Source organism: Pseudonocardia lacus, assembly GCF_018531445.1.
Taxonomy (GTDB): Bacteria; Actinomycetota; Actinomycetes; order Mycobacteriales; family Pseudonocardiaceae; genus Pseudonocardia; species Pseudonocardia lacus.
This window is the reverse complement of the sequence record NZ_JAHDTH010000057.1, coordinates 1-26,188: the sequence shown is the minus strand read 5'-3', so window position 1 is coordinate 26,188 and position 26,188 is coordinate 1. Positions and strand designations below refer to the sequence as shown.

Annotated in this window: 23 protein-coding genes and 1 pseudogene; 15 read left to right on the top strand and 9 right to left on the bottom strand. The window is 74.4% G+C overall.

Going from position 1 to position 26,188, the window contains the following annotated elements; genetic code table 11:
- The first annotated feature begins 24 nt into the window (after positions 1–24).
- The 8 genes from KIK08_RS14740 to KIK08_RS14705 are packed head-to-tail and all read left to right on the top strand — an operon-like array spanning position 25 to position 9,709.
- Positions 25–1,077, top strand: coding sequence for an ABC transporter permease (locus KIK08_RS14740; RefSeq protein ID WP_250557020.1), 1,053 nt, complete (start codon positions 25–27; stop codon positions 1,075–1,077).
- A complete protein-coding gene (locus KIK08_RS14735) occupies positions 1,070–1,948 on the top strand; it encodes an ABC transporter permease (RefSeq protein WP_214403702.1) in 879 nt (292 codons plus the stop codon). The genes KIK08_RS14740 and KIK08_RS14735 overlap by 8 nt, the downstream gene beginning before the upstream one ends.
- On the top strand, positions 1,945–3,117 hold the full coding sequence (locus KIK08_RS14730) for an ABC transporter ATP-binding protein (RefSeq protein ID WP_214403701.1): 1,173 nt from the start codon (positions 1,945–1,947) through the stop codon (positions 3,115–3,117). The genes KIK08_RS14735 and KIK08_RS14730 overlap by 4 nt, the downstream gene beginning before the upstream one ends.
- On the top strand, positions 3,114–4,790 hold the full coding sequence (locus KIK08_RS14725; protein WP_214403700.1) for an ABC transporter substrate-binding protein: 1,677 nt from the start codon (positions 3,114–3,116) through the stop codon (positions 4,788–4,790). Before KIK08_RS14730 ends, KIK08_RS14725 begins: the two co-directional genes overlap by 4 nt.
- Before the next feature lie 11 nt (positions 4,791–4,801).
- Complete coding sequence (locus KIK08_RS14720; RefSeq protein ID WP_214403699.1) at positions 4,802–5,908, top strand: ABC transporter ATP-binding protein; 1,107 nt, start codon at positions 4,802–4,804, stop codon at positions 5,906–5,908.
- Positions 5,908–6,831, top strand: a complete 924-nt coding sequence (locus KIK08_RS14715) for an amidohydrolase family protein (RefSeq protein ID WP_214403698.1) — start codon at positions 5,908–5,910, stop codon at positions 6,829–6,831. The genes KIK08_RS14720 and KIK08_RS14715 overlap by 1 nt, the downstream gene beginning before the upstream one ends.
- Complete coding sequence (locus KIK08_RS14710; protein WP_214403697.1) at positions 6,828–8,465, top strand: AMP-binding protein; 1,638 nt, start codon at positions 6,828–6,830, stop codon at positions 8,463–8,465. The genes KIK08_RS14715 and KIK08_RS14710 overlap by 4 nt, the downstream gene beginning before the upstream one ends.
- Positions 8,462–9,709: an MFS transporter gene (locus KIK08_RS14705; RefSeq protein WP_214403696.1), complete on the top strand. Its 1,248-nt coding sequence runs from the start codon at positions 8,462–8,464 to the stop codon at positions 9,707–9,709. Before KIK08_RS14710 ends, KIK08_RS14705 begins: the two co-directional genes overlap by 4 nt.
- 65 nt (positions 9,710–9,774) lie before the next feature.
- Here KIK08_RS14705 and KIK08_RS14700 read toward each other — a convergent pair whose 3' ends face one another.
- Together KIK08_RS14700 and KIK08_RS14695 are read right to left on the bottom strand one after the other, a co-directional pair.
- A complete protein-coding gene (locus KIK08_RS14700; RefSeq protein WP_214403695.1) occupies positions 9,775–10,044 on the bottom strand; it encodes a hypothetical protein in 270 nt (89 codons plus the stop codon).
- Positions 10,045–10,130: 86 nt separating this feature from the next.
- Positions 10,131–11,081, bottom strand: coding sequence for a LysR family transcriptional regulator (locus tag KIK08_RS14695; RefSeq protein ID WP_308257639.1), 951 nt, complete (start codon positions 11,079–11,081; stop codon positions 10,131–10,133).
- A gap of 202 nt (positions 11,082–11,283) precedes the next feature.
- Between KIK08_RS14695 and KIK08_RS14690 the strand changes: the two genes are divergently transcribed.
- The 4 genes from KIK08_RS14690 (at position 11,284) to KIK08_RS14675 (ending at position 14,506) form a co-directional block, all read left to right on the top strand.
- Complete coding sequence (locus KIK08_RS14690; protein ID WP_214403693.1) at positions 11,284–12,651, top strand: Rieske 2Fe-2S domain-containing protein; 1,368 nt, start codon at positions 11,284–11,286, stop codon at positions 12,649–12,651.
- An 11-nt stretch (positions 12,652–12,662) separates the two neighbouring features.
- A complete protein-coding gene (locus KIK08_RS14685) occupies positions 12,663–13,187 on the top strand; it encodes a VOC family protein (protein ID WP_214403692.1) in 525 nt (174 codons plus the stop codon).
- A gap of 102 nt (positions 13,188–13,289) precedes the next feature.
- Complete coding sequence (locus tag KIK08_RS14680) at positions 13,290–14,186, top strand: SCO6745 family protein (RefSeq protein WP_214403691.1); 897 nt, start codon at positions 13,290–13,292, stop codon at positions 14,184–14,186.
- Between the two features lie 122 nt (positions 14,187–14,308).
- Entirely contained in the window at positions 14,309–14,506 is a 198-nt protein-coding gene (locus KIK08_RS14675) for a hypothetical protein (protein WP_214403690.1), read from the top strand.
- A gap of 76 nt (positions 14,507–14,582) precedes the next feature.
- Here the strand turns inward: KIK08_RS14675 and KIK08_RS14670 are convergent, their stop codons facing one another.
- From KIK08_RS14670 to KIK08_RS14655, 4 genes are all read right to left on the bottom strand, one after another.
- Positions 14,583–15,482, bottom strand: coding sequence for a nitroreductase family protein (locus tag KIK08_RS14670; RefSeq protein ID WP_214403689.1), 900 nt, complete (start codon positions 15,480–15,482; stop codon positions 14,583–14,585).
- Positions 15,483–15,608: 126 nt separating this feature from the next.
- Positions 15,609–15,980 carry a VOC family protein gene (locus KIK08_RS14665; protein WP_214403688.1) on the bottom strand — a complete coding sequence of 124 codons (372 nt, stop codon included), beginning with the start codon at positions 15,978–15,980 and terminating at the stop codon, positions 15,609–15,611.
- 90 nt (positions 15,981–16,070) lie between these two features.
- Positions 16,071–17,219 (bottom strand): acyl-CoA dehydrogenase family protein, encoded by a 1,149-nt coding sequence (locus KIK08_RS41730; RefSeq protein ID WP_214403687.1) that lies wholly within the window; start codon positions 17,217–17,219, stop codon positions 16,071–16,073.
- A gap of 4 nt (positions 17,220–17,223) precedes the next feature.
- On the bottom strand, positions 17,224–18,399 hold the full coding sequence (locus KIK08_RS14655; RefSeq protein WP_214403686.1) for an acyl-CoA dehydrogenase family protein: 1,176 nt from the start codon (positions 18,397–18,399) through the stop codon (positions 17,224–17,226).
- A 321-nt stretch (positions 18,400–18,720) separates the two neighbouring features.
- Here KIK08_RS14655 and KIK08_RS14650 point away from each other — a divergent pair, with 321 nt between their 5' ends.
- Positions 18,721–19,155 carry a CBS domain-containing protein gene (locus KIK08_RS14650; protein ID WP_214403685.1) on the top strand — a complete coding sequence of 145 codons (435 nt, stop codon included), beginning with the start codon at positions 18,721–18,723 and terminating at the stop codon, positions 19,153–19,155.
- Between the two features lie 114 nt (positions 19,156–19,269).
- On the top strand, positions 19,270–20,166 hold the full coding sequence (locus KIK08_RS14645) for an alpha/beta hydrolase (protein ID WP_214403684.1): 897 nt from the start codon (positions 19,270–19,272) through the stop codon (positions 20,164–20,166).
- On the opposite strand, the gene KIK08_RS14640 is transcribed toward KIK08_RS14645, so the two are convergent.
- Positions 20,167–23,337 (bottom strand): putative bifunctional diguanylate cyclase/phosphodiesterase, encoded by a 3,171-nt coding sequence (locus KIK08_RS14640; protein ID WP_214403683.1) that lies wholly within the window; start codon positions 23,335–23,337, stop codon positions 20,167–20,169.
- A 244-nt stretch (positions 23,338–23,581) separates the two neighbouring features.
- Between KIK08_RS14640 and KIK08_RS14635 the strand changes: the two genes are divergently transcribed.
- The gene (locus KIK08_RS14635) at positions 23,582–24,709 is read left to right on the top strand and encodes an NAD(P)H-dependent flavin oxidoreductase (RefSeq protein WP_214403682.1); all 1,128 of its coding nucleotides are present in this window, start codon (positions 23,582–23,584) and stop codon (positions 24,707–24,709) included.
- Positions 24,710–24,764: 55 nt separating this feature from the next.
- Here KIK08_RS14635 and KIK08_RS42250 read toward each other — a convergent pair.
- Both KIK08_RS42250 and KIK08_RS41015 read right to left on the bottom strand, forming a co-directional pair.
- Positions 24,765–25,127: pseudogene (locus tag KIK08_RS42250) on the bottom strand (LppA family lipoprotein); the annotation flags it as partial.
- Positions 25,124–26,188 (bottom strand): alpha/beta hydrolase (locus KIK08_RS41015; RefSeq protein WP_214403681.1); only part of this gene is annotated, 1,065 nt, incomplete at its 5' end. The pseudogene KIK08_RS42250 and the gene KIK08_RS41015, both read right to left, overlap by 4 nt.

Genomic DNA, 26,188 nt, shown 5'->3' with positions numbered 1-26,188 from the left:
CCCGCCCACCGACGAGGCACCCCGATGACCGACACGATGCCGGTCGGGGCCACCGGCGCCCCGCCCGCCCCGCCCGCCGCGCCCACCGGCGCGGCGGGTCCACGCCGACCCGGCCGGCACCGCCACACCGCCCGGTACGTGCGCGCCCGGCTGACCCACCTGCTGCTGGTCCTGCTCGCGGTCACCTTCCTGTCCTTCGTGGTGGTCGACCTGCTCCCCGGTGACGCCGCCGTCGTCGTCGCCGGCGAGAACGCCACCCCCGAGCAGGTCCAGGCGGTCCGCGAGACGCTCCAGCTCGACCGGCCACTGCTGATCCGCTACGTCGACTGGCTCGGCGGCGTGCTCACCGGCGACCTGGGCAGCTCGTTCCGCACCGGGCAGCCGGTGCTGGAGGCGCTGGGCGAGCGCATCCCGGTCTCGCTGCAGCTGGCGGTGGTCGCCCAGCTGCTGGCGCTGGTGATCGCGGTGCCGCTGGCCGTCTACTCGGCGTACCGGCCCGGACGCCTGCTCGACCGGACGACGATGACCTTGGGCTTCGCCGGCGCGGCGATGCCGCAGTTCGTGCTGGGCATGGTGCTGATCGTGGCGTTCGCCGGCGGGTTCAGCTCGATCCTGCCGGCCACCGGCTACACGTCCTTCTTCGAAGATCCGCTGGCCAACCTGAGATCGATCATCCTGCCGTGCGTGACCCTGATGGTCGCCGAGGCCGCGGTCTACCGACAGCTCCTGCGCTCGGACATGATCTCCACGCTGCAGGAGGACTTCATCCTGATGGCGCGGTCCAAGGGCCTGCGCCCGCGGGCGATCCTGCTGCGCCACGCGCTGCGGCCCTCGTCGTTCTCGCTGATCACGCTGTCGGGGGTGAACCTCGGCCGGCTCATCGGCGGCACGGTGATCGTCGAGACGCTGTTCGCGATCCCCGGCCTCGGCCAGCTGATCGTGCAGGCGGTGTTCAACCGCGACTACATGATCCTGCAGGGCGCGCTGCTGTTCGTCGCGGTCGCCTACGTCGTGATCAACATGCTCATCGACCTGCTCTACCTCGTCCTCGACCCGAGGGTGCGCCGCGATGTCTGACGTCCAGCTGACCGCGGCGGTGCCCGCCGTCGCGACGACCGGCGCCGGGCGCCGGATCGGCCGCGTGCCGTGGGGCTACTGGGTGGCCTGGACCTGGCTCGGGTCGGTCGTCCTGGCCGCGCTGTTCGCGCCGCTGCTGCCGCTGTGGGACCCGGCCGTCCCGGACTACTCCAACGTGTTCGGCGGCATCACCCCGACGCACTGGCTCGGCGGCGACACGCTGGGCCGCGACACCTTCTCCCGGGTCGTCTACGGGGCGCGGGCGTCGCTGCTCGTCGGCCTGTGCGCGGTCGGGATGGGCGCCGTCGTCGGGGGGATCCTCGGCATGGTCGCCGGGTACTTCCGCGGCCGCGTCGACCGGATCCTGTCCTGGATCGCCGACGTCGTGCTGGCCTTCCCCGGGCTGGTCCTGATCATCGCGATCGTGGCCGTGCTGGGGGCGAGCCTGCCCAACCTGATCGCCGGGCTGGCCATCCTGTCGGTGCCCACCTTCATCCGGCTGTCGCGGGCCACCACCCTGGTCGTGGCCCAGCGCGAGTTCGTGCAGGCCGCGCGGGCCTACGGCTGCCGGCCGCTGCGGATCATCGCCCGGGAGATCGCGCCGAACGTCGTGCTCCCGGTGGCCGCCTACGCGTTCATCATGGTCGGGGTCTTCATCGTGGTCGAGGGCTCGCTGAGCTTCCTCGGCCTGGGCATCCCGCCGCCCACGCCCAGTTGGGGCGGCATGATCGCGGCCGGGCGCACCGAGCTGCTGCGCTTCCCGCACATCTCGCTGTTCCCCGCGGCGGTCATGTTCCTGACCGTGCTGTCGATCAACTACATCGGCGAGCGCACCCGCAAGCAGTTCGAGGTCAAGGAGGCCAACCTGTGACCGCCGCCGCCGAGGACCCGCTGGCTGCGCCGGCCCCGGTCGAGACGCCCACGGCGCCGGGCGAGCCGCTGCTGGTCGCCGACGGCGTCACGGTCCGCTTCCACACCCGCAACGGCGTCGTGCGCGCCGTCGAGGACGTGTCGCTGGAGCTGCGCGAGGGCGAGGTGCTCGCCGTCGTGGGCGAGAGCGGCTCGGGCAAGACGGTCTTCACCCGCCGGGTCATGGGCCTGGTCTCCGGAGGCCGGGGCACCGAGGTCGGCGGCACCGTCACCTTCGGCGGCACCGACCTGACCGCGCTGTCCTCGACCGAGCTGTCGCGGATCTGGGGCGCGGAGATCGCGCTGATCCTGCAGGACCCGATGACCTCGCTGAACCCGGTCAAGCGGATCGGCGCGCAGATCACCGAGTCGATCCTGCTGCACCGCAGGGTGTCCAAGGCCGAGGCGACCAAGCGCGCGATCGAACTGCTGCGCTCGGTCGGGCTGTCCGAGCCGGAGCGCCGCATCCGCCAGTACCCCCACGAGCTCTCCGGCGGCATGCGCCAGCGCGTCACCATCGCCATCGCGCTGTCCTGCGACCCCCGCCTGCTGCTCGCCGACGAGCCGACGACCGCCCTGGACGTCACCGTCCAGGCCCAGATCCTCGACCTGCTGGCCGACCTGCAGGCCCGCCTCGGGATGTCGATGCTGCTGGTCACCCACGACCTGCGGGTCGTGCGCAGCCGCTCGCACCGCATCGCGGTCATGTACGCCGGGCGGATCGTGGAGACCGCCCCCACCAGCACCCTGTTCGCCAACCCCCTGATGCCCTACACCGAGGCGCTGATGAACGCGGTGCCGCCGGTGGCAGGGCCCAACCACGTCCGGCTCCAGGTGATCCCCGGCCGGCCGCCGAACCTCATCCGCCCACCGGCGGGCTGCAAGTTCAGTCCCCGCTGCCCCTACGCGCAGGACCGCTGCCTCACCGAGGAGCCGCCGCTGCGCGATGCCGAGCCGTCCCCGCTGTCCGAGCCCTCCCGGCGGTCCCCGTCCGCCGCCCCCGAGCTCCACCAGTACCGCTGCTGGTTCCCCGTGGGCTCCCCGGCGTGGGCCGAGGCCAAGGCCCGCAACGTCGAGCGCGGCAGCAGCGCGGCCGGCACGCCCGTCACCGAGGAGATGGTGCTGACATGAGCGAGCTTGCTTCTGCGGTCCACCGCAGGTCCCGACGCAGGTCCCGGCCCATCGCCGTGCTCACGGCCCTGCTCAGCGCCGCTGTGCTGGCCGCGTGCGGCGCCGCCCCGGGCATCAACGGCGCCGGCGGCGGCGCCCCCGCCGAGGCCGGCGGCGGCGCCATCCGCACGGTCAACCCCTACGGCGGTGACGCCGCCGCGGAGGGCCAGCCCAAGGACGGCGGCACGCTGATCATGGGCACCGACCGCGAGGCCGTCAGCTTCGACCCGACCACCCAGAACACCAACCAGGCCGCGCTCGCCGTCTACGACTCGCTGCTCAAGTTCAACGCCGAGGGCCAGCCCGAGCCGTACCTGGCGCAGTCGATGGAGTCCACCGACAACGGCCTGACCTGGCGGTTGGGCCTGCGCGACGGCGTGCAGTTCTCCGACGGCACGCCGCTGGACGCGAACGCCGTGATCCTGAACGTGCAGCGTCACATCGACAAGGCGTCCTCGCCGGGCAACCGCTACGCCGCCCAGATCGCCTCGATGTCCGCCGTCGACCCGCTGACCGTGGAGTTCGTGCTCAAGGCCCCGTTCGGCGCCTTCCCGTCGGTGTTCGCGCTGAACTTCACCGCGGGCAACCTGGGGGCGATCGTCTCGCCGGCCGCGATCGCGCAGCACGGCGACCAGGTCGGCAACAACCCGGTCGGCGCCGGCCCGTTCATGCTGTCGGACTGGGTCCGCGACTCGAAGATGACCCTGACCAAGAACCCGAACTACTGGCAGAAGGACAAGGGCCTGCCCCACCTCGACGCCCTGGAGTTCCGCCCGCTGCCCGACACCGAGACCCGCTACGCCTCGATCGAGAACGGCGACGTCGACCTGATCTTCGGCGGCTACCACACCGAGCTGCTGCGCGGCCTGCAGAACCCCAACCTGAGCGTCTACTACGGGCCCGGCAACGGCGCGGAGTACGTGTACTTCAACTTCCAGCGCGCGCCCTTCGACGACCCCCGCATGCGCGAGGCGTTCGTCCGCGGCATCGACCTCAAGGCCGTCGCCGCCACCCAGTTCCGCGGCGAGATGGCCGAGGCCAGGGGCTGGTTCGGCGACGACAGCCCGTACTCGACCCAAGAGGCGATCGACGCATGGCCCGCCTACGACCCGGAGCGGGCCAAGCAACTGGTCCAGGAGTACGTGGCCGAGGGCGGCAGCGCCACGGTCGACTACAAGTCGACCAACGCGCCGAACCGCGTCCAGTGGTCGGAGTTCCTGCAGGCCCAGATGGCCGCGATCGGCATCACCCTGCAGCCGCAGTTCTACGACCTGGCCCAGTACTCCTCGCAGGTGGTGCAGGCCAAGGACTTCCAGGTCGCCGGCTGGGTCGGCGGGCCGGTGGACGTGCCCTACCCGGCCATCCAGAACCTGCTGCACACCGGCGGGAACACCAACTACGGCTCCTACTCCAACCCGGAGGTCGACGCACTGCTCGACAAGGCCGCCGCGACCACCGACGAGGCCGAGCGCACTGCGGCCTACCAGCGGGTGATGCTGCTCACCAACCAGGACATCCCGGTGGCCTACTACAGCCGCGGCTACCTGTCGACGATCGCGAAGCCGGAGGTCAAGGGCGTGGTGCGGTACCTGACCCGCGACCAGTTCTTCGCCACGACCTGGCTCGACCGGTGACGGCCCCGCAGATGACCCCGCAGAAGACCGCACCCGCCCCGGCGGAGCCCGACACCGTCCCCGACGACGACGTCGTGCTCCGCCTGGAGGACCTGGTCGTGGAGTTCCGCGCGGGCAACGGCGCCACCGTGCACGCGGTGTCGGGCATCAGCCTGGAGGTGCGGCGAGGGGAGACGCTGGGCCTGGTCGGGGAGTCCGGCTGCGGCAAGTCGACGACCGGCCGGGCGATCATGCAGCTGCCCCGGCCGACCAGCGGCTCGGTGGTGTTCGAGGGCCGCGACCTGGCCACGATGTCGGGCGAGGAGCTGCGCAGGGTGCGGCCCAAGCTCCAGATGATCTTCCAGGACCCGATCTCGTCGCTGAACCCGCGCCGCCGCATCCCGGACATCGTCGGCGACCCGCTGGTCGTGTGGGGTCGCGGCGACCAGCGGGCCAAGGTCGTCCCGGAGGTGCTCGAGGCGGTCGGGCTGGACCCGGCGCAGGTCGCCGACCGGCGCCCGCACCAGTTCTCCGGCGGGCAGTGCCAGCGCGTGTCCATCGCCCGCGCGCTGGTGCTCGACCCGGAGGTGCTGATCTGCGACGAGCCGGTCTCCGCGCTGGACGTCTCGGTACAGGCCCAGATCCTCAACCTGCTCGAGGACATGAAGGCCCGCTACGGGCTGACGCTGCTGTTCATCGCCCACGACCTGGGCGTGGTGCGCAACATCAGCGACCGGGTCGCGGTGATGTACCTGGGCCGGATCTGCGAGCTGGGCGAGACCCGGGCCCTGTTCGACACCCCCGTGCACCCCTACACGCGGCTGCTCGTCTCGTCGATCCCGTCGATGCAGGACGTGGCCGACCTGGAGCAGGTCGACCGGGGCGGCGGCGAGATGCCCTCGCCGATGGACCCGCCCAGCGGCTGCCGGTTCCGCACCCGCTGCCCGCTGGCCACCGAGCGCTGCGCGGACGAGACCCCGCTGATGCGGGAGGTGCTGCCCGGCCGGTTCACCGCGTGCCACCACCCGATCCTCGACCACGCCGGTCTCGACCACACCGGGGAGGACGTCGGGGCGAACGCCGCCGACGAGCACACTGCACTGCCGCCGGACGGGCGGCCCGGCAAGGAGGACGCCTGATGCCGCACGACCCCACCGCCGCCAACACCGCGTTGGCCGCGGCCGGTCTGGTCGCCATCGACGTGCACACCCACGTGCACTTCTCGACCCGCCGCGCGCTGAGCGAGGAGGGCGGCGCGCGGATGTCGGAGATGAAGGAGCACTTCAAGTCCGACGTGCTGGGGATGGACGTCCGCCGGCTCGCCGCGTACTACCGCGAGCGGAAGATGGCGGCCGTCGCGTTCACCATCGACTCGCTCGGCGACGTGGCCGAGCACGCGCCGACCAACGAGGAGATCGGCGAGGCGGGCGCGGAGTTCCCGGACGCGATCATCCCGTTCGGGAGCGTGCACCCGCAGCGCGGCAAGGCGGGCGCGAAGATCGCCCGGCGGCTCATCGAGGACCACGGCATCCGCGGGTTCAAGTTCCACCCGAGCACCCAGGAGTTCTACCCGAACGACCGGGTCGCGTTCCCGATCTACGAGGTGCTGGCCGAGTACGGGGTGCCGGCGCTGTTCCACACCGGGCAGAACGGGGTGGGCGCGGGCACCAAGGGCGGTGGCGGCATCCGGCTCAAGTACTCCAACCCGCTCTTCCTCGACGACGTCGCCGTCGACTTCCCGGACATGCCGATCATCATGGCGCACCCGTCGTTCCCCTGGCAGGACACGGCGCTGGCGGTGGCCACCCACAAGGCCCAGGTCTACATCGACCTGTCGGGCTGGTCGCCGAAGTACTTCCCGGCCCAGCTGGTGCAGTACGCGAACACGCTGCTCAAGCACAAGGTCCTGTTCGGCACCGACTTCCCGCTGTTCACCCCGGAGCGGTGGACGGCGGACCTGGAGAAGACCGAGGTCCGCGACTCGGTCAAACCCGGGATCATGCTGCACAACGCGGCCCGCCTGTTCGGGATCGAGCTCCCCGAGCCGACGGGGGACCGGTGAGCAGCGGGACGACCGACGCCGTCCCCGACCCTCTTCCGGACAACTTCGCCTCGCAGTTCGAGCTGATCGCCGACCTGGCGCCCGACCGCCCGGCGGTGCTCTGCGGCGACCGCACGCTCACCTGGGGCGAGTTCGACGAGCGGGCCGACCGGCTGGCCGGGCACCTGGCCGCGGCCGGCGTGCGCGAGGGCGACCGCTTCGGGCTCGCCGCCCGGAACTCACCCGAGTACCTGGTGGCGCTGCACGCCCTGTTCAAGATCGGCGCCACCCAGGTCAACATCAACTACCGGTACAAGGCGGGGGAGGTGCGCCACCTGCTGGCCAGCTCCGGGACCCGCGGCGTGATCGCCGACGCCGACCTGGTCGAGGTGGTCACCGAGGCGGCGCAGGGCGTGCCCGCCTGCGACGTGCTGGCCGTCGTCCAACCGGGCGGGGGCTTCGGCGCCGAGGTCGACACCGCCGAGCGCCTCCCACGCCGCCCCCGTGGCGACACCGAGTGGCTGCTGTTCACCGGCGGCACCACCGGCCACCCGAAGGCCGTCACCGGCAGCCACGCCGAACGGCTGCGGGCCGTGCGCGGCGGCGGGTTCACCGCGCTGGGCCTCGACCCCGCCGACGGGCCGGCCGCGCTGCGCCGGGCCCTGGAGATCGACCCGTGGGGCCCGGGGGGCGTCGTCGCGATGCCGGCGCCACCGCTCATGCACGGCACCGGCCTGTACTCGGCCCTCGGCGCGATGGCCGCCGGCTCGCCGGTCGCGCTGCTGCCCGGGCGCAGCACGACCGGCGCCGACCTCGTCGCGGCGATCGAGCGCCACGGCGTCACCGAGGTGACGATCGTCGGCGACGCGTTCGCCCTGCGCCTGCTCGACGCGCTGGACGCCGCGGTCGCGCAGGGCCGCACCCCGGTGATCCCGACCCTGCGCCGCATCCGCAGCGTCGGGGCGGTGTGGAGCCCGCCGGTGAAGCGCAGGCTGCTCGCGCACGCCGACCTGGCCCTGCACGACACCATCGCCGCGTCCGAGGGCGGCGTGTACGCGCTCTCCGTGCTCACCCGGGCCGACGGGGACGGCGCGGCGGGCACGTTCAGCCTGGCCCCGGGCGCCCGGCTGCTCGACCACGACGACCGCGACATCCCGCCGGGCTCCGACGAGGTCGGGCTGCTGGCCGCGCCGGTGGTCGCCGGGGCGGGCTACGAGGGCGACGCCGAGAAGACCGACGCGGCCTTCAAGGACATCGACGGCGTGCGCTACTCGATCCCCGGCGACATGGCCCGGTGGGGACCCGAGGGGCGGCTGCTGCTGCTCGGCCGGGGCAGCTCGGTGATCAACACCGGCGGCGAGAAGGTCTACGCCGACGAGGTCGAGCTGGTGCTGCGCGACCACCCCGCCGTGCGCGACGCCGTCGTGCTCGGCGTGCCCGACCCGCAGTGGGGCAGCGTCGTGGCCGCTGTGGTCGCGCTCGACCGGGGCAGCACGGCCACCGAGGACGAGCTGGCCGGGTTCGTCGCCCAGCGGCTGGCCGGCTACAAGAAGCCGCGCCGGATCGCCCTGGTCGACGAGGTGCGCAGGCTGAACACCGGCAAGAACGACCTGACCTGGGCGAGGTCGCGGTTCGCCGCGCCGGCCACCCGATGAGGGCCGGTACCCGCAGCGGCTGGTGGGTGGTGGTGGGCGGCTCGGTGCTGCTCACCCTGCAGAACGGCTTGATCATGAGCGCCTTCGGCGCCTACCTGGTGGTCATCACGGCCGACACCGGGTGGGCGCCGGGGGTGATCGCCATCGGCTACGCGGTGCTGCAGCTGGGCAACGGGTTCATCGCCCCGCTGACCGGCTGGGCCTGCGACCGGGTCGGCACCCGGGCGGTGGCCCGCACCGGGAACGTGATCACCGCGGCGGGCTTCGCGCTGGCCGCGACGACCGGGGAGGCGACGCAGTTCCTCGCCGCCGTGGTCGTGATCGCGCTGGGCGTCTCGGCGGCCGGGATCATGCCGCTGACCGTCGCGGTGGTCCAGGCGGTGCCCGAGCGGCGCACCCTCGCGCTCGGACTGCTGCCCACCGGCATCGCCGTGGGTGGGCTGGCGGTGCCGCTCGTCGCGCTCGCGCTGGACGCCGTGGGCTGGCGGATCACGTTCTTCGGCGTCGCCGCGGTGATCCTGGTGGTCGGCCAGCTCTCCGGGTCGGTGCTGCCCACCGAGCGGGCGGCGGCGCGGGTCGCCGCCGCGGCGGTCGCGGCCGCCGACGAGCCGGCCGGCCCGCTGCCCGCGGAGGTGGACCACGACCTGCGCGGCGCGCTGCGCACGTCGGCGTTCTGGCTGCTCGTGCTGGGGCACGGCTCCGCGCTCGTGGCGATCAGCGCGGTGAACCTGCACCTGGTGCCGCTGCTGACCCACGACCGCGGGCTGTCGCTGGCCACCGCCGCCGTCGTGATGGGCGTGCTGTCGATGGCCCAGCTGGTCGGGCAGGTGGTCACCGGGGTGATCGGCGACCGCATCGACAAGCGCCGGCTCGCCGCGGCCTGCATGGTCGTGCAGACGGTGGTGCTCGTGGTGCTCGCGCTCGCCCCCGACCTCCCGACGCTGCTGGCGGCGTCGGTCGTGCACGGGCTGGCGTGGGGGCTGCGCGGGCCGGTGATGACCTCGCTGCGCACCGACTACTTCGGGCTCGGCTCGTTCGGCACGATCATGGGCTGGTCGATGGGCTTCGTCTCGATCGGCCTGGTCGTGGGCCCGCTGCTGGTCTCGGCCCTGGAGGCCGGCTCCGGCTACCCGTTGGCCTTCGGCGCGCTCGCCGTGGTGACCGGGGCGGGCTCGCTGGCGTTCGTCGTGCTGCGCGAACCCCGACCGGTGCGCCAGCCCGTTGGCTGCGGACAGGCCCGTTGAGCGGCCTGTGAGCGGTGCTGCGCCCGCGCTGCCGCACGTCCTCGACGACGAGGGGCCCGCCGGGCTCAGCAGGCGGTGAAGTGGTCCAGCCCGACCCGGGGGACCTCCCACCCGATGCTGAACTCGACCTCGCGCCGCTCGCCGTCAGGGGCGTCCGGGTCGGGGAAGACGGCCTGGTGCGCCCCGCCGGTCGGCAGGTCGTCGATGGCCCGGGCCACGCCCGCGTCACCGCCGTGCGCGCCGACCCAGCCGCGCACCATCTGTCGGTAGTAGTCGACGGCCTCGCCCCACTCGCGGAACCGGTGCTCCTCGTCCACGCCGCTGACCAGCCACATGCCGCATCTCCGTCGATCGTCCAGCCATGTCGCCCTGTGCCCATTGCACCACGGCCGGACGCCGCCCACAGCCCCCGACGGGCCGCTCAGGCGTCGGCGGCGCCGATCGCGCGCGCCGCGCGCACGACGACCCTGCGGAACCACGCGTGGGCCGGTTCGTCGGTGTGCCGCTCGTGCCACCACAGCCGGGAGACCAGCGGCTCCAGCGGCGCGGGCGGGTCGAGCACGCGCAGGCCCAGCTGCTCGGCGTAGAGGCGGGCCAGGCGCTCCTGGACCAGCGCGAGCCGGTCGGTGGAGGCCACCAGGAACGGCACGGCCTGGTAGCTGTCGACGCGGATCCCGACGGCGGGGCGCACCCCCAGCGCGGCGAGCTGCCCGCTGACCGGCACGACCGAGGGGAACTCCGAGTCGCGGTGGTAGGGCACGACCCAGCCGGCGTCGCGCACGTCGTCCTCGGTCAGCGCGGCGCCGAAGCGCGACCCGCGCCCGGCGATGCACACCCAGCGGTCGCGGAACAGCGTCGTCGAGCGGATCTCCGGGACGCGGAAGCGGGCGTTCGGGGTGGACAGCACGGCGTCCACGGCCCGGATCGTCTGCGCGATGCGCGCCGACAGCGCCTCGCGCACCAGCACCAGGTTGAGCCGCACGTGCGGGGCCTGCTCGGCGGCCGTGGCGGCGAGCCGCTCGCCGAGCACCGCGATCGCGTAGTCGGACAGGACGACGGTGAACTCCCGGTGCGAGGTCGCCGGGTCGAACTCGGCGCCGGTCGACAGCAGCGCCTCGATGCCGTCGCAGACGCCCTCGACCCGGTCGGCCAGCTGGTGCGCGAGCGCGGACAGCTCGTAGCCGCCCTGGGCCCGCACCAGCAGCTCGTCGCCGAAGTGCTTGCGCAGCCGGGCCAGCGCGGCGCTGGCCGCGGGCTGGGAGAGCCCGACCCGCTGCGCGGCGCGGGTGACGTTCCGCTCGCGCAGCAGCTCGCGCAGGATCACGAGCAGGTTCAGGTCCAGGCCGGTGAGCCGCGAGGTCGAGGGTCCCACCCCGCCATCAAAGGCCACGGACGATCTCCGCGCCATGAGGCTCGCCTGGCCTTACCGCGGTATTCGCGTTGTCGATAGTCCGGCATCAGGAATGCCGGTGACCTGCGGCGATCGTTTACCGTCGAGATCGGATCCGGCGCGACGAACGCCGAGCACACCAGCCAATCCGCTCCCGGCGCCGCGCGCCACGAGGAGGTCGACAATGCTGTCGCAGGCCGACAACGAGATCCTCACCCGGGTCGGGCCGGGCACCCCGATGGGGGAGGTGCTGCGCCGCTACTGGACCCCGGCGCTGCTCTGCGAGGAGGTGCCCCTGCCGGGCGGCGACCCGGTGCGGGTCCGGTTGCTGGGGGAGAACCTGGTCGCGTTCCGCGACACCAAGGGGCGCGTGGGGCTGATCCAGGAGAACTGCCCGCACCGCGGTGCCTCGCTGTACTTCGGGCGCAACGAGGCCGGCCCGGACGGCACCTGCGGGCTGCGCTGCCCGTACCACGGGTGGCAGTTCGACGCCGAGGGCGCGTGCATCGACATGCCCTCCGAGCCGCCGACGAGCACGTTCAAGGACCGGGTCCGGGCCAAGGCCTACCCGGTGCACGAGTCCGGCGGCATCGTGTGGACCTACATGGGCCCGGCCGAGACGATGACCCCCTTCCGCGACTTCGGCACCGAGACGCTGCCCGCGCAGAAGGTCGTGGCCACCAAGCTGCACACCACGTGCAACTGGATCCAGACCATGGAGGGCAACCTCGACACCGCGCACATCTCCTGGCTGCACGCGTTCGCCGCCGCGGCCGACATCCCCGACGACGGCAGCGACAAGCCGGGCTACCCGACGAACAAGATGACCTGGAAGTTCTGGGCCACCGACCGCGCCCCGCGCATCGAGGTCGAGAACACCTGGTACGGCTTCCGCTACGGCGGGCTGCGCACCACCCCCAACGGCCACACCAACGTCCGGATCACCGAGTACGTCGCGCCCTACAGCACGATCATCGCCGCCATCCCGTACAACACGCGGCACCTGATGGTCGTGCCGATCGACGACACCAGCTGCTGGCGCTACAACTTCGACGCCCAGGAGCAGGCCAACCCACGGGGCTACGGCGGGGCGCCGCTGTTCGAGGCCAGCCCCTACGACACCGCGTTCACCCGGCGGACCGGCGGCATCACCCCGCGCACCCACGTCGCGGAGAACGACTACCTGATCGACCGCGAGAACCAGCGCACGGTCACCTTCACCGGTGTCTCGGACTTCGTCAGCCAGGACATGATGGTCACCGAGTCGATGGGACCGATCTACGACCGCAGCAGCGAGCAGCTCGGCCAGCTCGACAAGGCCGTCATCCGGATGCGGCGCCTCCTGATCGGCGCGGCCAAGGCGCTGGCCGCCGACGGCACCGCGCCGCCCGCGCTGGCCGGCGACGGCCGCGACTTCACCCGGATCCGCGCCGCCGACAAGACCCTGGAGGAGGGCGAGGACTGGCGCTACCTGGGCACCGACGACGACCCGGCCGTGCAGGAGGCGCTGGACTACCTCGCGGCCGAGCGGCACCCGGTCGCGGGCGACTGAGGGCCGCGACCGTGGGCATCCACCGGCTCAACCACGCCGTGCTCTACGTCCGCGACATCACCCGCAGCGTCGCCTTCTACCGCGACCTGCTGGGCTTCCGCGTCGTGATGGAGCGGCCGGGCACGGCGGCGTTCCTGCAGGCGCCGGACTCCACCAACGACCACGACATCGGGCTGTTCGCGATGGGCGACGGGCTGTCCGACTCGCCGGCCGGCACCACCAGCGTCGGGCTCTACCACCTGGGCTGGGAGGTCGGCACGCTCGGCGAGCTGGCCGAGCTGGCCGACGTGCTCGACCGCGCGGGCGCCCTCGTCGGGGCCACCGACCACGGCACGACCAAGAGCATCTACGCCCGCGACCCGGACGGCCTGGAGTTCGAGGTGGCCTGGCTGGTCCCGGCGAGGCTGATCGACGACGTGGCCATCGCCGGGCGCATGCGCCGCGGCGTGCGCCTCGACCTGGGCCGGGAGGTCGCCCGCTACGGCGCCCACACCCGCGGCGGCGTCGGGATCTCCACCCCGGCCGCCCCCGTCTGACAGCCCCGTCGAGAACGAACTTGTCGTGATCAACAAGCCCTGTTGATCACGACAAGTTCGTTCTCGACGGGAAACCTACTGAACGCTTGTTATGGTGTGCGGGTGCCGTCATCGTCGACAGCCCCATCCGCCCGGCGGCTCGCCGGGGCCATCGAGCCCGTCGCCGGGCAGGTCTACTTCGCGCCGGAGGCCCACGAGGCCTACCAGGCGCTCGGGTTCGCGGGCAGCCCGCGCTCGACGCGCGGCGTCCAGGCCCCGGACGGGCCGGCGTACTTCACCAGCCGGGGCTCCGTGCTCGGGCAGGTCCCCGGGGAGGTCGTCGCGGCCGCCTTCGGGGTGTTCAACCCGGACGCCGTCATCCCCTCCGTCGCGCACGGCTGGTCGATCACCGACGCCGCCACGATCTGCGCGGCCCGCACCCGGGGTGCCACCGCGCAGCTGGTGCGGGTGCTGGGGGAGCAGCCAGAGGGGGCCGAACGGGCCCGCGACCTGCTGCAGCGCGCGGTCGAGCCCCTGCGCCCGGAGGGCAAGGCGCTGTTCGCGGGCCTGCTGTCCCTCGGGCTGCCCGGCGACCCGGTCGGCGACGTGTGGCGGCTGGCCGACCTGCTGCGCGAGTACCGCGGCGACGCGCACATCGCGGCCTGGGTGTCGGCCGGGTTCGACGCCACCGAGATCGGGCTGCTCACCGAGGCCTTCTGGGGGCTGCCGCTGCGCAGCTACGTCCGCACCCGCGCCTGGACGCCCGAGCAGCTCGACGCCGCCGAGGAGCGGCTGGTGGCGCGCGGGTTGCTCGCGGACGGCGCGCTGACCGAGCTCGGCCGCGCCGAGCGCGAGGCCGTCGAGGTCGCCACCGACCGGGTCTGCGCGCCGATCGTCACCGCGCTCGGCGACGACCTGCCCGCCCTGCTCGACATCCTGATCCCCTGGGGGAAGGCGGTCCGGGCCGCGGCCGGATACCCCGCCGCCGGCCCGCACGACCTGGCCGACTCCACCCGCTGAGCCGCCGCGGCCGAGCCCGGGCGGGTGGGTCGATCGGCACGCCCGACCCGGGACCTCCGGCCGGTCCCGCGACCGGGTCCGCCCGGGCAGCCTGTGTCGATCATCGACGAGGCGGAGGACGCATGAACGGGCTCTGGCACGATCCGGGCGGGCACGATCCGGGCAGCGGGAAGGCCGCCGGGCGGCGCGGGAGGTCGGCGAAGGTCGGGACGGCGCTGGGCGCCGGGCTGCCGCTGGGGTTGGCCGCGGTGCGGCTGGTCGTCCGACGTCGCAGGCGGGCAGGGGAGCGCGACGGCGCGACCGGGGCCCCCGCGAGCTGACGCCACGGGCCCGGGCGGAACACCGCCCGGGCCCGTTCCGGCGGCGGGGCCGCCGCGGTCGGGAGGTGACGCCGGCTCAGCCGGTGCCGTCGGGGCCGGCGGCGAGGAGGTCGGCGACGGGCCGGCGCGGCGTCGCCGGGACCGGCCAGCCGCGACCGATCCGCAGCACCGCGTGCGGCGCCCGGATGCCGTGCACCAGCCGGCGCAGCCGCTCGCGCGTCTGCGGCACCTCCACCACCTGGGACAGGAACGACGCGCTCAGCCCCTCGGCCGTGGCGGTCAGCAGGACCTTCTGCAGCGCCTGGCCGGCCTGCACGTCCGCGCTGTGGCCGCTCAGGTGCGCGGTCAGCACCGCGATCAGCGGTTCGCTCTCGCGCCCGTCGGCGGGGTCGGCGCCGCTGACGCCGCGCAGCGCCCACCGGTCGCCCGCCGCGCCCGCGGCCTGCTGGTGGTGGGCGGCGGTGACCAGCTCCCGCACCCTGCGCCGCTCGCCGGGCCCGTCGACGACCTGCAGCCACGCCCCTTCGTCCTGCGCGGCGCGCCGCAGCGCGTACTGCTCGGGGACGGTCACGGCGGCATCGGCGAACGGGTGCGGATCGCTGCGCCGGCGCCGGATGGCCTCGATGAGCCGGCGCTCCCCGGGGCTCGCCGGCCGGTGCCCGCCCCGGCGCACGACGGCGATGACGTCGGGGTCGTCGCGGTCGGGGAGCACGGTGACCAGCGGTCGGACGCCGTACCCGCGCAGCGCGATGCGCAGCGTGTACAGCGCGGCGCCGCAGGCCAGGCGCAGCTCGCGATCGTCGGGGTCGGTCGCCGGCATCCGGCGACCCCGGTCGGCGAGCAGCGCGATCGAGGTCGGGTCGACCCGGAAGCGCCAGGGCTGGGTGTTGTCCGGCGACGGGGCCCGGCCGGCCGCGGCCAGCACGTCGGCGGTCTGCTCCGGGGTCAGGCCGAGTGCGGCCGGTGCCTCGTCCATGTCGTCCGTCCCGGATGCTCGACGTTCGCTGTCGACATCGAGGGTGCCGGGCGGGCGGGGTGTCCGGGTACGGCCGAAAGACCCGAGCGCCCACCGCCGGACGATCCCCGCCGCGTGCCCCGAGGATCAGCCGCGTCCGTAGACCACCAGCACGTTGCCCCACGGGTCGCGCACCACCGCCCGCACCTCGTGCGGGCCCTGCTCCGGCTCCCGCACGACGCTGCCGCCGGCCTCGACGATCGCGGCCACGCTGGCCGCCACGTCGGCGACCTTGAACGACGCCGCCGCCGCGCCGTCGGTGACGTCCTCGGCCGGCCCGGCCAGTGCCAGGGTCGTGCCGCCCGCGTCGAGCGCGGCGTACCGGTCGCCGTCGACGAACTTGCGCCCGAGCCCGAAGACGCCCTCGTAGAACCGCACCGCGGCGGCCACGTCGGCCACCGGGTGCAGCACGTTGCCGATCTTCACCGGCTCACCGGCACCGCTCGTCCCGCCGCTCATCCCGTTCCGTTCGTCTCGTGCCGCCGTGCGGCGTGGTTCCCACCGCCCGCGGCCCGGCCGGACGAGACGCCCGGCCGGGCCGTGGGACGGTCAGGTGTAGGGCGCGCCGAGCGGGTCGACGGTCTCGTGGTCGCCGACGCCCGCGGCGAGCCGGGCCAGTGCCCAGTCGCCGTCGCCCAGGACGTGGTCGATGGCGGTGAGCCGGCTGGTGTAGTGCCCCACGGTGTACTCGGCGGTGACGCCGATGCCGCCGTGCAGCTGGATGGCGTCCTTGCCGATGTGCCGCCCCGCCCGGCTGGTCTGCAGGCGGGCCCGGTCGGCTGCGGTGACCACGTCGCCGCCGGTGTCGACCACCAGGCTCGCCCACAGGGCCGTGCTGCGCGCCAGCTCCAGCGAGACGTACATGTCCGCGGCCCGGAACGTGAGCGCCTGGAACTTGTTCAGCGTGACGCCGAACTGCTTGCGCGTCCGCAGGTACTCCGTGGTCGTGGACAGCGCCGTGGCCATCGCGCCGATGCTCTCGTGCGCGTAGGCGATGCGGGCCAGCGAGTGCGCCCGCTCGATCGCGGCGGCGCGGTCGTCGGTGCCCTCGCCGAGCGGCTCGGCCGGCGTGCCCGCCAGCTCGACCTTCGCGACGCGGGTGCCGTCGTGGCTGCGGTAGCCGCTGCGCGTGAGGCCCTCGGCGTCGCCGCGGACGACGAACAGCCGGGTGGCCCCGTCGCCCACGACGGCGCTGACCACGAGGACGTCGGCGCGGGCGCCGTTGGGCACCGGCTCCTTGACCCCGGTCAGCCGCCAGGTGCCGCCCTCCTCGGCGGCCCGGACACCCGAGGCCGACGTGCTCCACCGGGTGCCGGGCTCGGCGTGCGCGAACGCCGGCACCAGCGTCCCCTCGGCCAGACCGGCCACCAGCTCGCCGCGCTGCGCGTCGGTGCCGACCGCGTCGATCAGGCCACCGGTCAGCACCACGGCCTGCACGTACGGCTCGGGGGCCAGCACGCGGCCGATCTCCTCGGCCACGATGGCCACCTCGACGTGGCCGGCGCCCGCGCCGCCGTGCTCCTCGGCGAAGGGCAGCCCCAGCAGGCCCATCTCGGCGAGCTGCGACCAGGTCTTCTCGTCGAAGCCCGGGTCGGCCGCGACCACCGCCCGGCGCTTCTCCCCGTCGTAGGCGCGGGCGAGCAGCCCGCTCACGGCCTGGCGCAGCGCGTTCTGCTCGTCGTCGTAGCTGAAGTCCACTAGATCACAGCCCCAGGATCGTGCCGGCGATGATGGTGCGCTGAACCTCGTTCGAGCCACCGTAGATGGTGACCTTGCGGTAGTTCAGGTACTCGGGGGTGGCGGCCCGCGCCCACTCCGGGACCGCCGAGTCGTCGTCGGCGAAGGAGGCCAGCGACAGCGGACCGGCGATGTCGACGAACAGCTCGGTGGCCGCCTGCTGCAGCTCGGAGCCGCGCAGCTTCAGCACCGACGAGGCCGGGTGCGGCTTGCCGTCCGCGGAGTGCGCGACGACCCGCAGCGCCGTCAGCTCCAGGGCCAGCAGCTCGTTCTCCAGCTCGGCGATGCGCGCGGACATGCGCGGGTCCTCCGCGAGCGGGCGGCCGTCGGCCAGCACCTCGGAGGCCAGCTGCTTGGCGTCGGCCAGCATCCGCTTGGTCGCCCCGACCCGGGCGATGCCCGCCCGCTCGTTGCCGAGCAGGAACTTGGCGTAGTCCCAGCCGCGGTTCTCCTCGCCGATCAGGTTCTCCGCGGGCACCCGGACGTCTTCGAAGAAGACCTCGTTGACCTCGAAGCCGCCGTCGATGAGCTCGATCGGGCGCAGCGTGACGCCCGGGGTGTCCATCGGGAACACCAGCATCGAGATGCCGCGCTGCTTCTTGGGCGCGTCCGGGTCGGTGCGCACCAGGCAGAAGATCCAGTCGGCGTACTGGCCGAGCGTGGTCCAGGTCTTCTGCCCGTTGACGACGTACTCGTCGCCCTCGCGGACCGCCGTGGTGCGCAGGCTCGCGAGGTCGGAGCCGGCGTCGGGCTCGGAGAAGCCCTGGCACCACCAGATGTCCAGGTTCGCCGTCGCCGGCAGGAACCGCTGCTTCTGCGCGTCGCTGCCGAACGCCGCGATCACCGGGCCGATCATGCTGGTGTTGAACGCCAGCGGCTCGGGCACGCAGGCCAGCTGCATCTCCTCGCGCCAGATGTGGCGCTGCAGGGGCGTCCAGTCGCGCCCGCCCCACTCCGCGGGCCAGTGCGGCACGGCGAGCCCGGCGGCGTTCAGGATGCGCTGGGTCTCGACGTACTGCTCGCGGCCCACGTCGCGGCGGGCCGCGACGGCGTCGCGGGTCGTCTGCGGCACCTTGGTGGTGAAGAAGGTGCGCATCTCCTGTCGAAAGGCTTCGTCCTCGGGGGACAGCTGCAACCGCATCCCGACCACTTCCTCCACGTCCCTCGAGAGCACTGCGGGCCTCGTACCGAACCGGCCGGTAACACCCGATGCCCGCCATGATGCCCCGCCGCACCCGCTTGACCAATGCCACGACCGCACCCGGAACGGTGGACGGGCTCGGGCGCTCGTCACACCCGGGGGCCGGGGTGCTCGCGAACCGGTGCCCGGGCGGCCCTCACGGGCGACGCCGACGGTGCTGCGCGCGGACGGGTGACGGGCGTCCGGCGGCGGTTGCGGCGCGCCTCGCGGGAGGAGGACATTCATCGGCGGGACTGCACTCGATGCGGAGGTGCGACGTCGATGAAGATCGCGGACATCCTCGGGGTGAAGGGCGGTGCGGTGCACTCGGTGCGCCCGACGTCCACCGTCGAGCAGGTGGTGGACCGGCTCGGCGCGTACGGCGTCGGAGCCCTGCTGGTGGGCGACGAGCACGTCGCCATCCGCGGCATCGTCTCCGAGCGCGACGTGGTGCGCGGGCTGCGCGAGCACGGCGCCGCCGTGCTGGCGATGCCGGTCACCGCCGTGCTGACCAGCCACGTCCGCACCTGCACCCCGCAGGAGACCATCGCGGTGGTCATGGCCAGGATGACGACCGGCCGGTTCCGGCACATGCCGGTGGTCGAGGGCCGGACGCTCGTCGGGATGGTCAGCATCGGCGACCTGGTCAAGCACCGGGTGCGGGAGATGGAGCTGGAGACCGGCGTCCTGCGCGACGTGGTCATCGCCCGGCACTGAACCACCGCCCGCACAGCGGCACGGGGCCGGCGGTCGGAGCCCGGGGTCCGCACCCCACGCCCAGCAGGACCTACCGTGGGGAGCGGATCACCGGCGATGCGACGAGGAGCACCCGTGCCCGAGCCGTTCCACCCCGACCTGCGCGCCGCGCGCTTCCTGCCCCGGGCGGCCGTCGGTCCGCGCAGCCTGCGGCTGGTCCGGGCGGCGACGCGGCTGGGCGCGGCCGCCGCGCGGTCGAAGGCCGAGGTCGTGGCCGTGTCCGAGGCCGTGTCGGTGCGGGTGTTCCGCCCGGCGGTGGCGGCGGCCCCGACGCCGGCGCTGCTGTGGATCCACGGCGGCGGGCTGGTCATGGGCCACGCCGCCATGGACGACGACTTCTGCCGCCGCGCCGCCCGGGAGCTGGGTGCCGTCGTCGCCTCGGTCGAGTACCGGCTGGCCCCCGAGCACCCGTTCCCGACCCCGCTGCACGACTGCTACGCGGCGCTGGAGTGGCTGGCGGAGCGGCCCGACGTCGACGCGCGCCGGATCGCGGTCGGCGGGGCCAGCGCGGGCGGCGGCCTGGCCGCCGCGCTGGCCCTGCTGGCCAGGGAGCGCGACGCGATCCACCTCGCGTTCCAGCTGCTGGTCTACCCCATGCTCGACGACCGCACCGTCCGCGCCGCCGACGGCACCGCCGACCGGCTGCGGATGTGGAATGCGGCCAGCAACCGCTTCGGCTGGCGCTGCTACCTCGGCGCCCCCGACGGCGAGGTCCCCCCGCTGGCCGCACCGGCCAGGGCGCCCGACCTGACCGGGCTGCCCCCGGCGTGGATCGGCGTCGGCACCCTGGACCTGTTCCGCGACGAGGACCGTGAGTACGCCCTACGGCTGCGCGAGGCGGGCGTGGCGGTCGAGCTGCACGAGGTGCCCGGTGCCTACCACGGCTTCGACATGGTCCAGCGCAGGGCGCCGGTGTCGCGGGAGTTCGTGGGCGCCCAGCTCGCGGCCGTGGACGCCGCGCTCCAGAGCTGATCAGGGCGTCCGCGACGGGTTGAGCTCCGCGCGGTGGCCCGGCTGGTGCCCACCGCCGCGCCGCCCCGCCCCACGGGCGCCGTTCCCGGCGGCGAGCGCGGGCTGGGCCTGCAGCCAGCCCAGCACCTGCTCCGGCGGCAGCGGGATCGAGAACAGGTACCCCTGGCCCAACCGGCAGCCCGCGGTCAGCAGGGCGTTGCGCTGCGCGGGGGTCTCCACGCCCTCGGCCACCACCGGCAGCGTCAGCGCGTGCGCCAGGTGCACGATCGTGCCCACCAGCGCGGTCTGGCGCGCGGACGTCTCGATCCCGTCGACGAACGAGCGGTCGATCTTGAGGCTGTCCACGGCGTGCAGGCGGACGTAGTCCAGCGAGGCGAAGCCGGTGCCGAAGTCGTCGATCGCGATCCGCACGCCGTGCTCGTGCAGCGCCGCGAGGTTGCCGGCGACCTGTGGGTCGTCGGTGAGCAGTGCCGTCTCGGTGATCTCCAGGGCGAGCGCGTCGGCCGGGACGTCCCAGCGCTGCAGCGCTGCGATCACGTCCTGCACGAAGCCCTCCGCGCGCACCTGGTGGGCCGAGACGTTGACGTTGACGTTCGGTTTCGCGCCCGGGGCCCGCTCGCGCCAGCGCGCGACGTCGGCCAGCGCGCGGTCGAGGACCCAGGCGCCCAGCGGCACGATCAGCCCGGTCTCCTCGGTGATCGGGATGAACTCCGATGGGGGCACCGTGCCCCGGCGCGGGTTGAACCAGCGCAGCAGCGCCTCGAACCCGACGGTCGCCCCGCTGACCAGGTCGACGATCGGCTGGTAGCGCAGCGCGAACTCGTCGGCGGCCAACGCCTGCTGCAGCTCCGTGCGCACCGCGACCCGGTCGACGGCGGCCAGGTGCAGCCCCGGGTCGTAGCGCCGCCAGCGGCCCTTGCCGCTCGCCTTGGCCGCGTAGAGGGCGAGGTCGGCGCGGCGCAGGAGCTCGGCGGGGTCCTCGGCCCCACTGGTGCTGACCACGCCCACGCTGACCGAGTTCGTCAGCCCGCCGGCGACGTCGAACGGCCCGCGCAGCGCCTCGACCACCCGCGCGGCCAGCTCGTCGACGTCGCCGGCCTGCGCGGCGTCCTCCACCAGCACGGCGAACTCGTCGCCGCCCAACCGGGCCGGGGTGTCCTGCGGGCGCAGCAGCGCGGTGAGCCGGGCGGCCACCGCGACCAGCAGCTCGTCGCCGGTTCCGTGCCCGATCGTGTCGTTGACCAGCTTGAAGTCGTCGAGGTCGATGAGCAGCACGCCGATCGTGCACTCCTCGTCGGCGGCGGCGCGGGTGATCGCGTGCGCGACCCGGTCGGAGAACAGCACCCGGTTCGGCAGGCCGGTGAGCACGTCGTGGAAGGCGCGGTGGGTCAACTCGCGCTCCAGGCGCCGCTGCTCGGTGATGTCGCGCAGGGTGAAGACGACGCCGCCGACGGTGGGGTCGGCGCGCAGGTCGCTGACCGAGGCCTCGACGTCCACCTGCTCGCCGTCCGAGCGCCGGATGCGGTAGGCCCACAGCCGCGACTCCGGCGCCCGCGACCGGCGCGGGTCGACCAGCACCCGGGCGGCGGTCTCCCGGTCGGCGGGGTCGAGCAGTTCGAGGACGGGCCGGTCGACCAGCGGCGTCGGGCCCAGCATCGTGCGCGCCGACGGGCTGGCGTAGCGCACGGTGCCGTCGTCGCGCACGATCAGGATGACGTCGGCGGCGTTCTGCACGAGCGTGCGGAAGTAGGCCTCGTTGTCGAGCCGGCGCATCTCCCGGGCCAGCGCCACCCGCTCCACCGCCAGCGCGACCTGCGACGCCAACACCTCCAGCGACCCCTGCAGCACCAGCAGCACCGGCTCGGTCGCCGCGACGACGAGCAGCCCCACCGAGGCGCACGCGGCGTTCGTCCCGTGCGGGACGAGCGGGCACAGCAGGGACGCCGGGAACCCCCGCGCGGCCCCGGCGGCGGCACCGTCGAGCGACCCGGCGGCCACCAGCGCGCTCGTCCCGGGCGCGACCGCGGCTCCCGCCCAGGCGCTCGACCACTGCTCGGGGGGTACGACCAGGAGCGCGTGACTGCCGGTGGCCCCGGCCGCGCACCCCTCGGCGGGCACGAGCAGCACCGTGCGGTGCGGCGATCCCGCTGGGACGAGCCGCTCGACCGCGCGCGCGACGGACGTGGCGACGTCCTCGATGCCGGAGGCGGCCACCAGGTCCGCCCCGGCCGAGCGCAGCGTCAGCTCCCGCTCCACGGCCGCGCCGTGGCGGGCCATCACCCCCGACAGCCGGATCAGCCCGAGCACGACCAGCACCGCCGAGCCGACCGCGATCGTCAGGCCGTTCTGCACGCCGTCGGTCAGCGCGTCGGCGAGCAGCGCGCCCGACGGCACCAGCGAGACCACCAGCACCATCGCGATCCCCGCCGGGCTCCGGCGGGGGCGCGCGGTGCGCCCGGCGCTCGCCAGGTGGGCCATCGACGGGTGCAGCGCGGCCGCCCCCCAGGCGAGGTAGAACAGCACCCACCCGACGTCGAACGGGCCGAACCCGAGCCCGGACCCACCCGGCGCCAGCAGGCCGTACTGCACGTCGCTCACCAGCAGCCCGACCGCGCCGAGGGCCAGCAGCCCGACCGTGCGCCCCCGGCCGCCCGTGGCCAGCAACTGGACGAGCACCGCCAGCAGCAGGAGGTCGCCGACGGGGTAGGCGATCGTCGTGGCGCGCTGCAGCACGGTCAGCCCGGAGTCGTGCACGTGCGGGTCGATCAGGAAGATCCAGCTCAGCAGGCCGACGGCGACCGCGACGCTCAGCGGGTCCAGCACGCTCCCGCCACCGCTGCGCCCCACGCGCCGCCACACCAGCAGCAGGCCGGTTGCGGCGAGCGGGTACTGGGCCAGGTAGAACGCGTCGACGGGGGAGGGGAACCAGCCGCTGCCGAACGCGATCTTCATCGCGGCCCCGCCCGCACCGACGGCCGTCGTCGTCGCGAACAGCCACCACGGCGCGCGCGGGCGCGGTCGGTGGACGACGATGCCGATCACGATCGCGGCCGTCCCGCTCAGCGCCAGCACCACCCAGAGGACGACCTGCAGCGGTGCGAGCACGGTCGACAGCGCGACGACGGCGAGGACCCACGCGGCGTACAGGGCGAGCACGATGCGCGACCGCATCGATCCCCTCCTCACCCCGCGCCGCGCTGGCCGTGTCCGCGCCGCAGGACCCGAGCCTGCCACCGCGCGGGCGGGCCCGAGTGGTTCACCACACGATCGGGAACGACCCCGGCGCGACCGCGGAGGAAGGTCTCAGCGGCAGCATCCCCTGGCGCCCGGCGGCGACGGCGGGTAACGAGGGAGGCCGACGCCCGACCCGCTGCACACCCCAACCGCTGCACACCGGCCGCACCAGGAGGACCGTGTGAGGACCGCAATCTGCGACATGCTCGGCATCGACATCCCCGTGCTCGCGTTCAGCCACTGCCGCGACGTCGTCGCCGCGGTCACCAACGCCGGCGGCTTCGGGGTGCTCGGCGCGTCCTCGCACACCCCCGAGCAGCTGGAACGGGAGCTGGCCTGGATCGACGACCACGTGCACGGGCGCCCCTACGGCGCCGACATCCTGATGCCGGGCAAGTTCGAGGGCAAGGGCCAGGGCCTGGACGTCGAGGACCTCGCCGGCCGGGTGCCGGCGGGGCACCGCGAGTTCGTGCGCGACCTGCTCGCCCGCAACGGCGTCGAGGCCGCCGCCGACGGCCCGGTGCGCGCACTGGTCGGCGACGAGCTCAACGCGCAGCTGCTCGACGTCGCCCTGAGCCATCCAATCAGGCTCATCGCCAACGCCCTGGGCGTCGCGCCGCCGTCGATGATCGAGCGGGCGCACGCGGCGGGGATCCCCGTCGCCGCGCTCGTCGGGGCGAAGGAGCACGCGGTGCGCCAGGTCGAGGCCGGGGTCGACGTGATCGTCGCGCAGGGCACCGAGGCCGGCGGGCACACCGGGGAGGTCAGCACGATGGTGCTGGTGCCCGAGGTGATCGAGGCGGTGTCCGCCGTCCGCGCGGTGCCGGTGCTGGCGGCCGGCGGGATCGTGACCGGCCGCCAGGTGGCCGCGTCGATCGCCCTGGGCGCCGCGGGGGCCTGGACGGGATCGGTGTGGCTGACCACCGAGGAGGCCGAGACCGCCCCGCACACCGTGCAGAAGATGCTCGCCGCCTCCTCGCGCGACACCGTGCGCTCGGCGGCGCGCACCGGCAAGCCGTCGCGCCAGCTGCGCTCGGCCTGGACGGACGCGTGGGACGCGCCCGGCGCTCCGAGCCCGCTGCCGATGCCGCTGCAGTCGATGCTCACCGAGCCGGCCCTGCGACGGCTGGACGCGCTGGCCGAGCGGGGGCACCCGGGAGCGCAGGAGCTGGCGACGTACTTCGTGGGGCAGGGCGTCGGGCTGATGGGGAAGGTGCGCCCGGCGCGGGAGGTGGTGCGGGAAATGGCGGAGGACCTGCTGGACGCCGCGGAGCGGCTGCAGGCGGCGTTGGGGGTCGACGAGGACTGAGGTGGCAGCCGGTCACCACCTGCATGATCGTCAACCGGCCCGACCCGAACGTGAACCCCGCCCCGAGTTCCCGGTCCACGGCCGCGAGCAGGTGGTGCCCCGGCCGGTCGATCCCGACCCCGCGATGGCGGAAGCCGTGCTCGGCGACGATTCCGCTGACGATCCGCCGCGCCGGCGCCCACCGGGAGTCGGGGACGGGGCCGTCGCAGCCCCAGGGCGCCAGGGCGAGGCTGCGCCCGCCGAACTCGGCGGGGACGTCGTGGCCGCCGGTGGAGCCGGTCGCCCCGCGCACCGGGTACCAGTCGAACGGCCCGAGCTCGCGGTCGAGCGCGTGGCGGATGCGGGCCTGCATCCGCTCGTACGCGGCGACGGCCTCGTCGAGGGTCGGGCGGGCGCGCAGGTCGGCGTAGCTGGTCACGGGGTGCTCCTGGGGTGGCCGGCGATGGTGGCGGCGGCGTCGTGCTGACCGGGGGAACCGGGGGAGAGGTCCTGGCCGGTGATCTCGACGACGGGGTGGCCGTGGGGGCGGGTGGCGGTGAGGCCGTCGACGAACCGGGTGAGGGCGGCGTCGGGACCGGGGACCTCCGAGCCGAGCCAGGCGACCGTCGCGACGGTCGCGTCGGGCCGCCCGGCCAGCGTCAGCTGGTTGAGCGCGTGTTCCCGCAGCGCGGTCAGCTCGTGGGTGACGGCGGGCAGGGAGTCGGCCACGGTGGTGGTGGAGCCCGGCGCGTGGACGGCGACGTGGTCGGCGGTGGTGGCGTCGCCGACCGCGACGGCGGCGCGGGGCACGTCGTCGACGTCGAGCAGCAGCAGGTGGCGACCGGTGGTGTCGGCGGCGAGGGTGTCGGCGACCGTGGTGAGGGCGTCGCGGCGGTCGTGCAGGTCGGCGAGGTGGTCGACAAGGGTCGGATCGGTGGTTCTGGAATCCGCGAGCCGGGCCGTGGTGGCGGCGATGGCCTCGGCGGTGCGCGCCGCCTCGGTGTCGAGGCGGGAGCGGTTGGCCTCGTCGCGGGCGGCGGCGGGGAGGCCGTCGCGGTCGCCGACGAGGTCGGGGTCGGTGCGCAGCAGCCGCTGCTGCTGGGCGGGGGTCAGCGAGGCCCACCAGGCGGCGTTCCGGTCGGGCGCGGCGTCGGCCCCGGGGGGCGCGGGGAGCGCCTCGGTGGTCGGGACGTCGGCGGCGGCGGTGAGGACGGCGGCGAGGGTGGCGTCGAGTTCGTCGGCGCGGCGCAGGATGTCGGTGAGGGAGGCGGTGAGCTCGGCGGCCAGCGGGTCGGCGGGGAGCCAGGGGAGCGCGGGCGCCGGCGCGGTGACCGTGCCGTCGGGGTCGATGCGCAGGCCGTGGGCCGCGGCGACGGCGTCGATCTCGGCCAGGTCGCGGCGCAGGTCGGCGACGGCGTCGGCGGCCCGACCGAGGGCGGGGCCCAGGGCCGTCAGCGTGCCGGCGGCCCGGCGGAACCGACCGGCGAGCCGCTCGTGCTC

Bases quoted from the DNA above. Each gene is read 5' to 3' on its own strand.
- KIK08_RS14740 (WP_250557020.1), top strand. From the start codon at position 25: ATGACCGACACGATGCCGGTCGGGGCCACCGGCGCCCCGCCCGCCCCG.
- KIK08_RS14735 (WP_214403702.1), top strand. From the start codon at position 1,070: ATGTCTGACGTCCAGCTGACCGCGGCGGTGCCCGCCGTCGCGACGACC.
- KIK08_RS14725 (WP_214403700.1), top strand. From the start codon at position 3,114: ATGAGCGAGCTTGCTTCTGCGGTCCACCGCAGGTCCCGACGCAGGTCC.
- KIK08_RS14720 (WP_214403699.1), top strand. From the start codon at position 4,802: ATGACCCCGCAGAAGACCGCACCCGCCCCGGCGGAGCCCGACACCGTC.
- KIK08_RS14715 (WP_214403698.1), top strand. From the start codon at position 5,908: ATGCCGCACGACCCCACCGCCGCCAACACCGCGTTGGCCGCGGCCGGT.
- KIK08_RS14705 (WP_214403696.1), top strand. From the start codon at position 8,462: ATGAGGGCCGGTACCCGCAGCGGCTGGTGGGTGGTGGTGGGCGGCTCG.
- KIK08_RS14700 (WP_214403695.1), bottom strand. From the start codon at position 10,044: ATGTGGCTGGTCAGCGGCGTGGACGAGGAGCACCGGTTCCGCGAGTGG.
- KIK08_RS14690 (WP_214403693.1), top strand. From the start codon at position 11,284: ATGCTGTCGCAGGCCGACAACGAGATCCTCACCCGGGTCGGGCCGGGC.
- KIK08_RS14675 (WP_214403690.1), top strand. From the start codon at position 14,309: ATGAACGGGCTCTGGCACGATCCGGGCGGGCACGATCCGGGCAGCGGG.
- KIK08_RS14670 (WP_214403689.1), bottom strand. From the start codon at position 15,482: ATGGACGAGGCACCGGCCGCACTCGGCCTGACCCCGGAGCAGACCGCC.
- KIK08_RS14665 (WP_214403688.1), bottom strand. From the start codon at position 15,980: ATGAGCGGCGGGACGAGCGGTGCCGGTGAGCCGGTGAAGATCGGCAAC.
- KIK08_RS14655 (WP_214403686.1), bottom strand. From the start codon at position 18,399: ATGCGGTTGCAGCTGTCCCCCGAGGACGAAGCCTTTCGACAGGAGATG.
- KIK08_RS14650 (WP_214403685.1), top strand. From the start codon at position 18,721: ATGAAGATCGCGGACATCCTCGGGGTGAAGGGCGGTGCGGTGCACTCG.
- KIK08_RS14640 (WP_214403683.1), bottom strand. From the start codon at position 23,337: ATGCGGTCGCGCATCGTGCTCGCCCTGTACGCCGCGTGGGTCCTCGCC.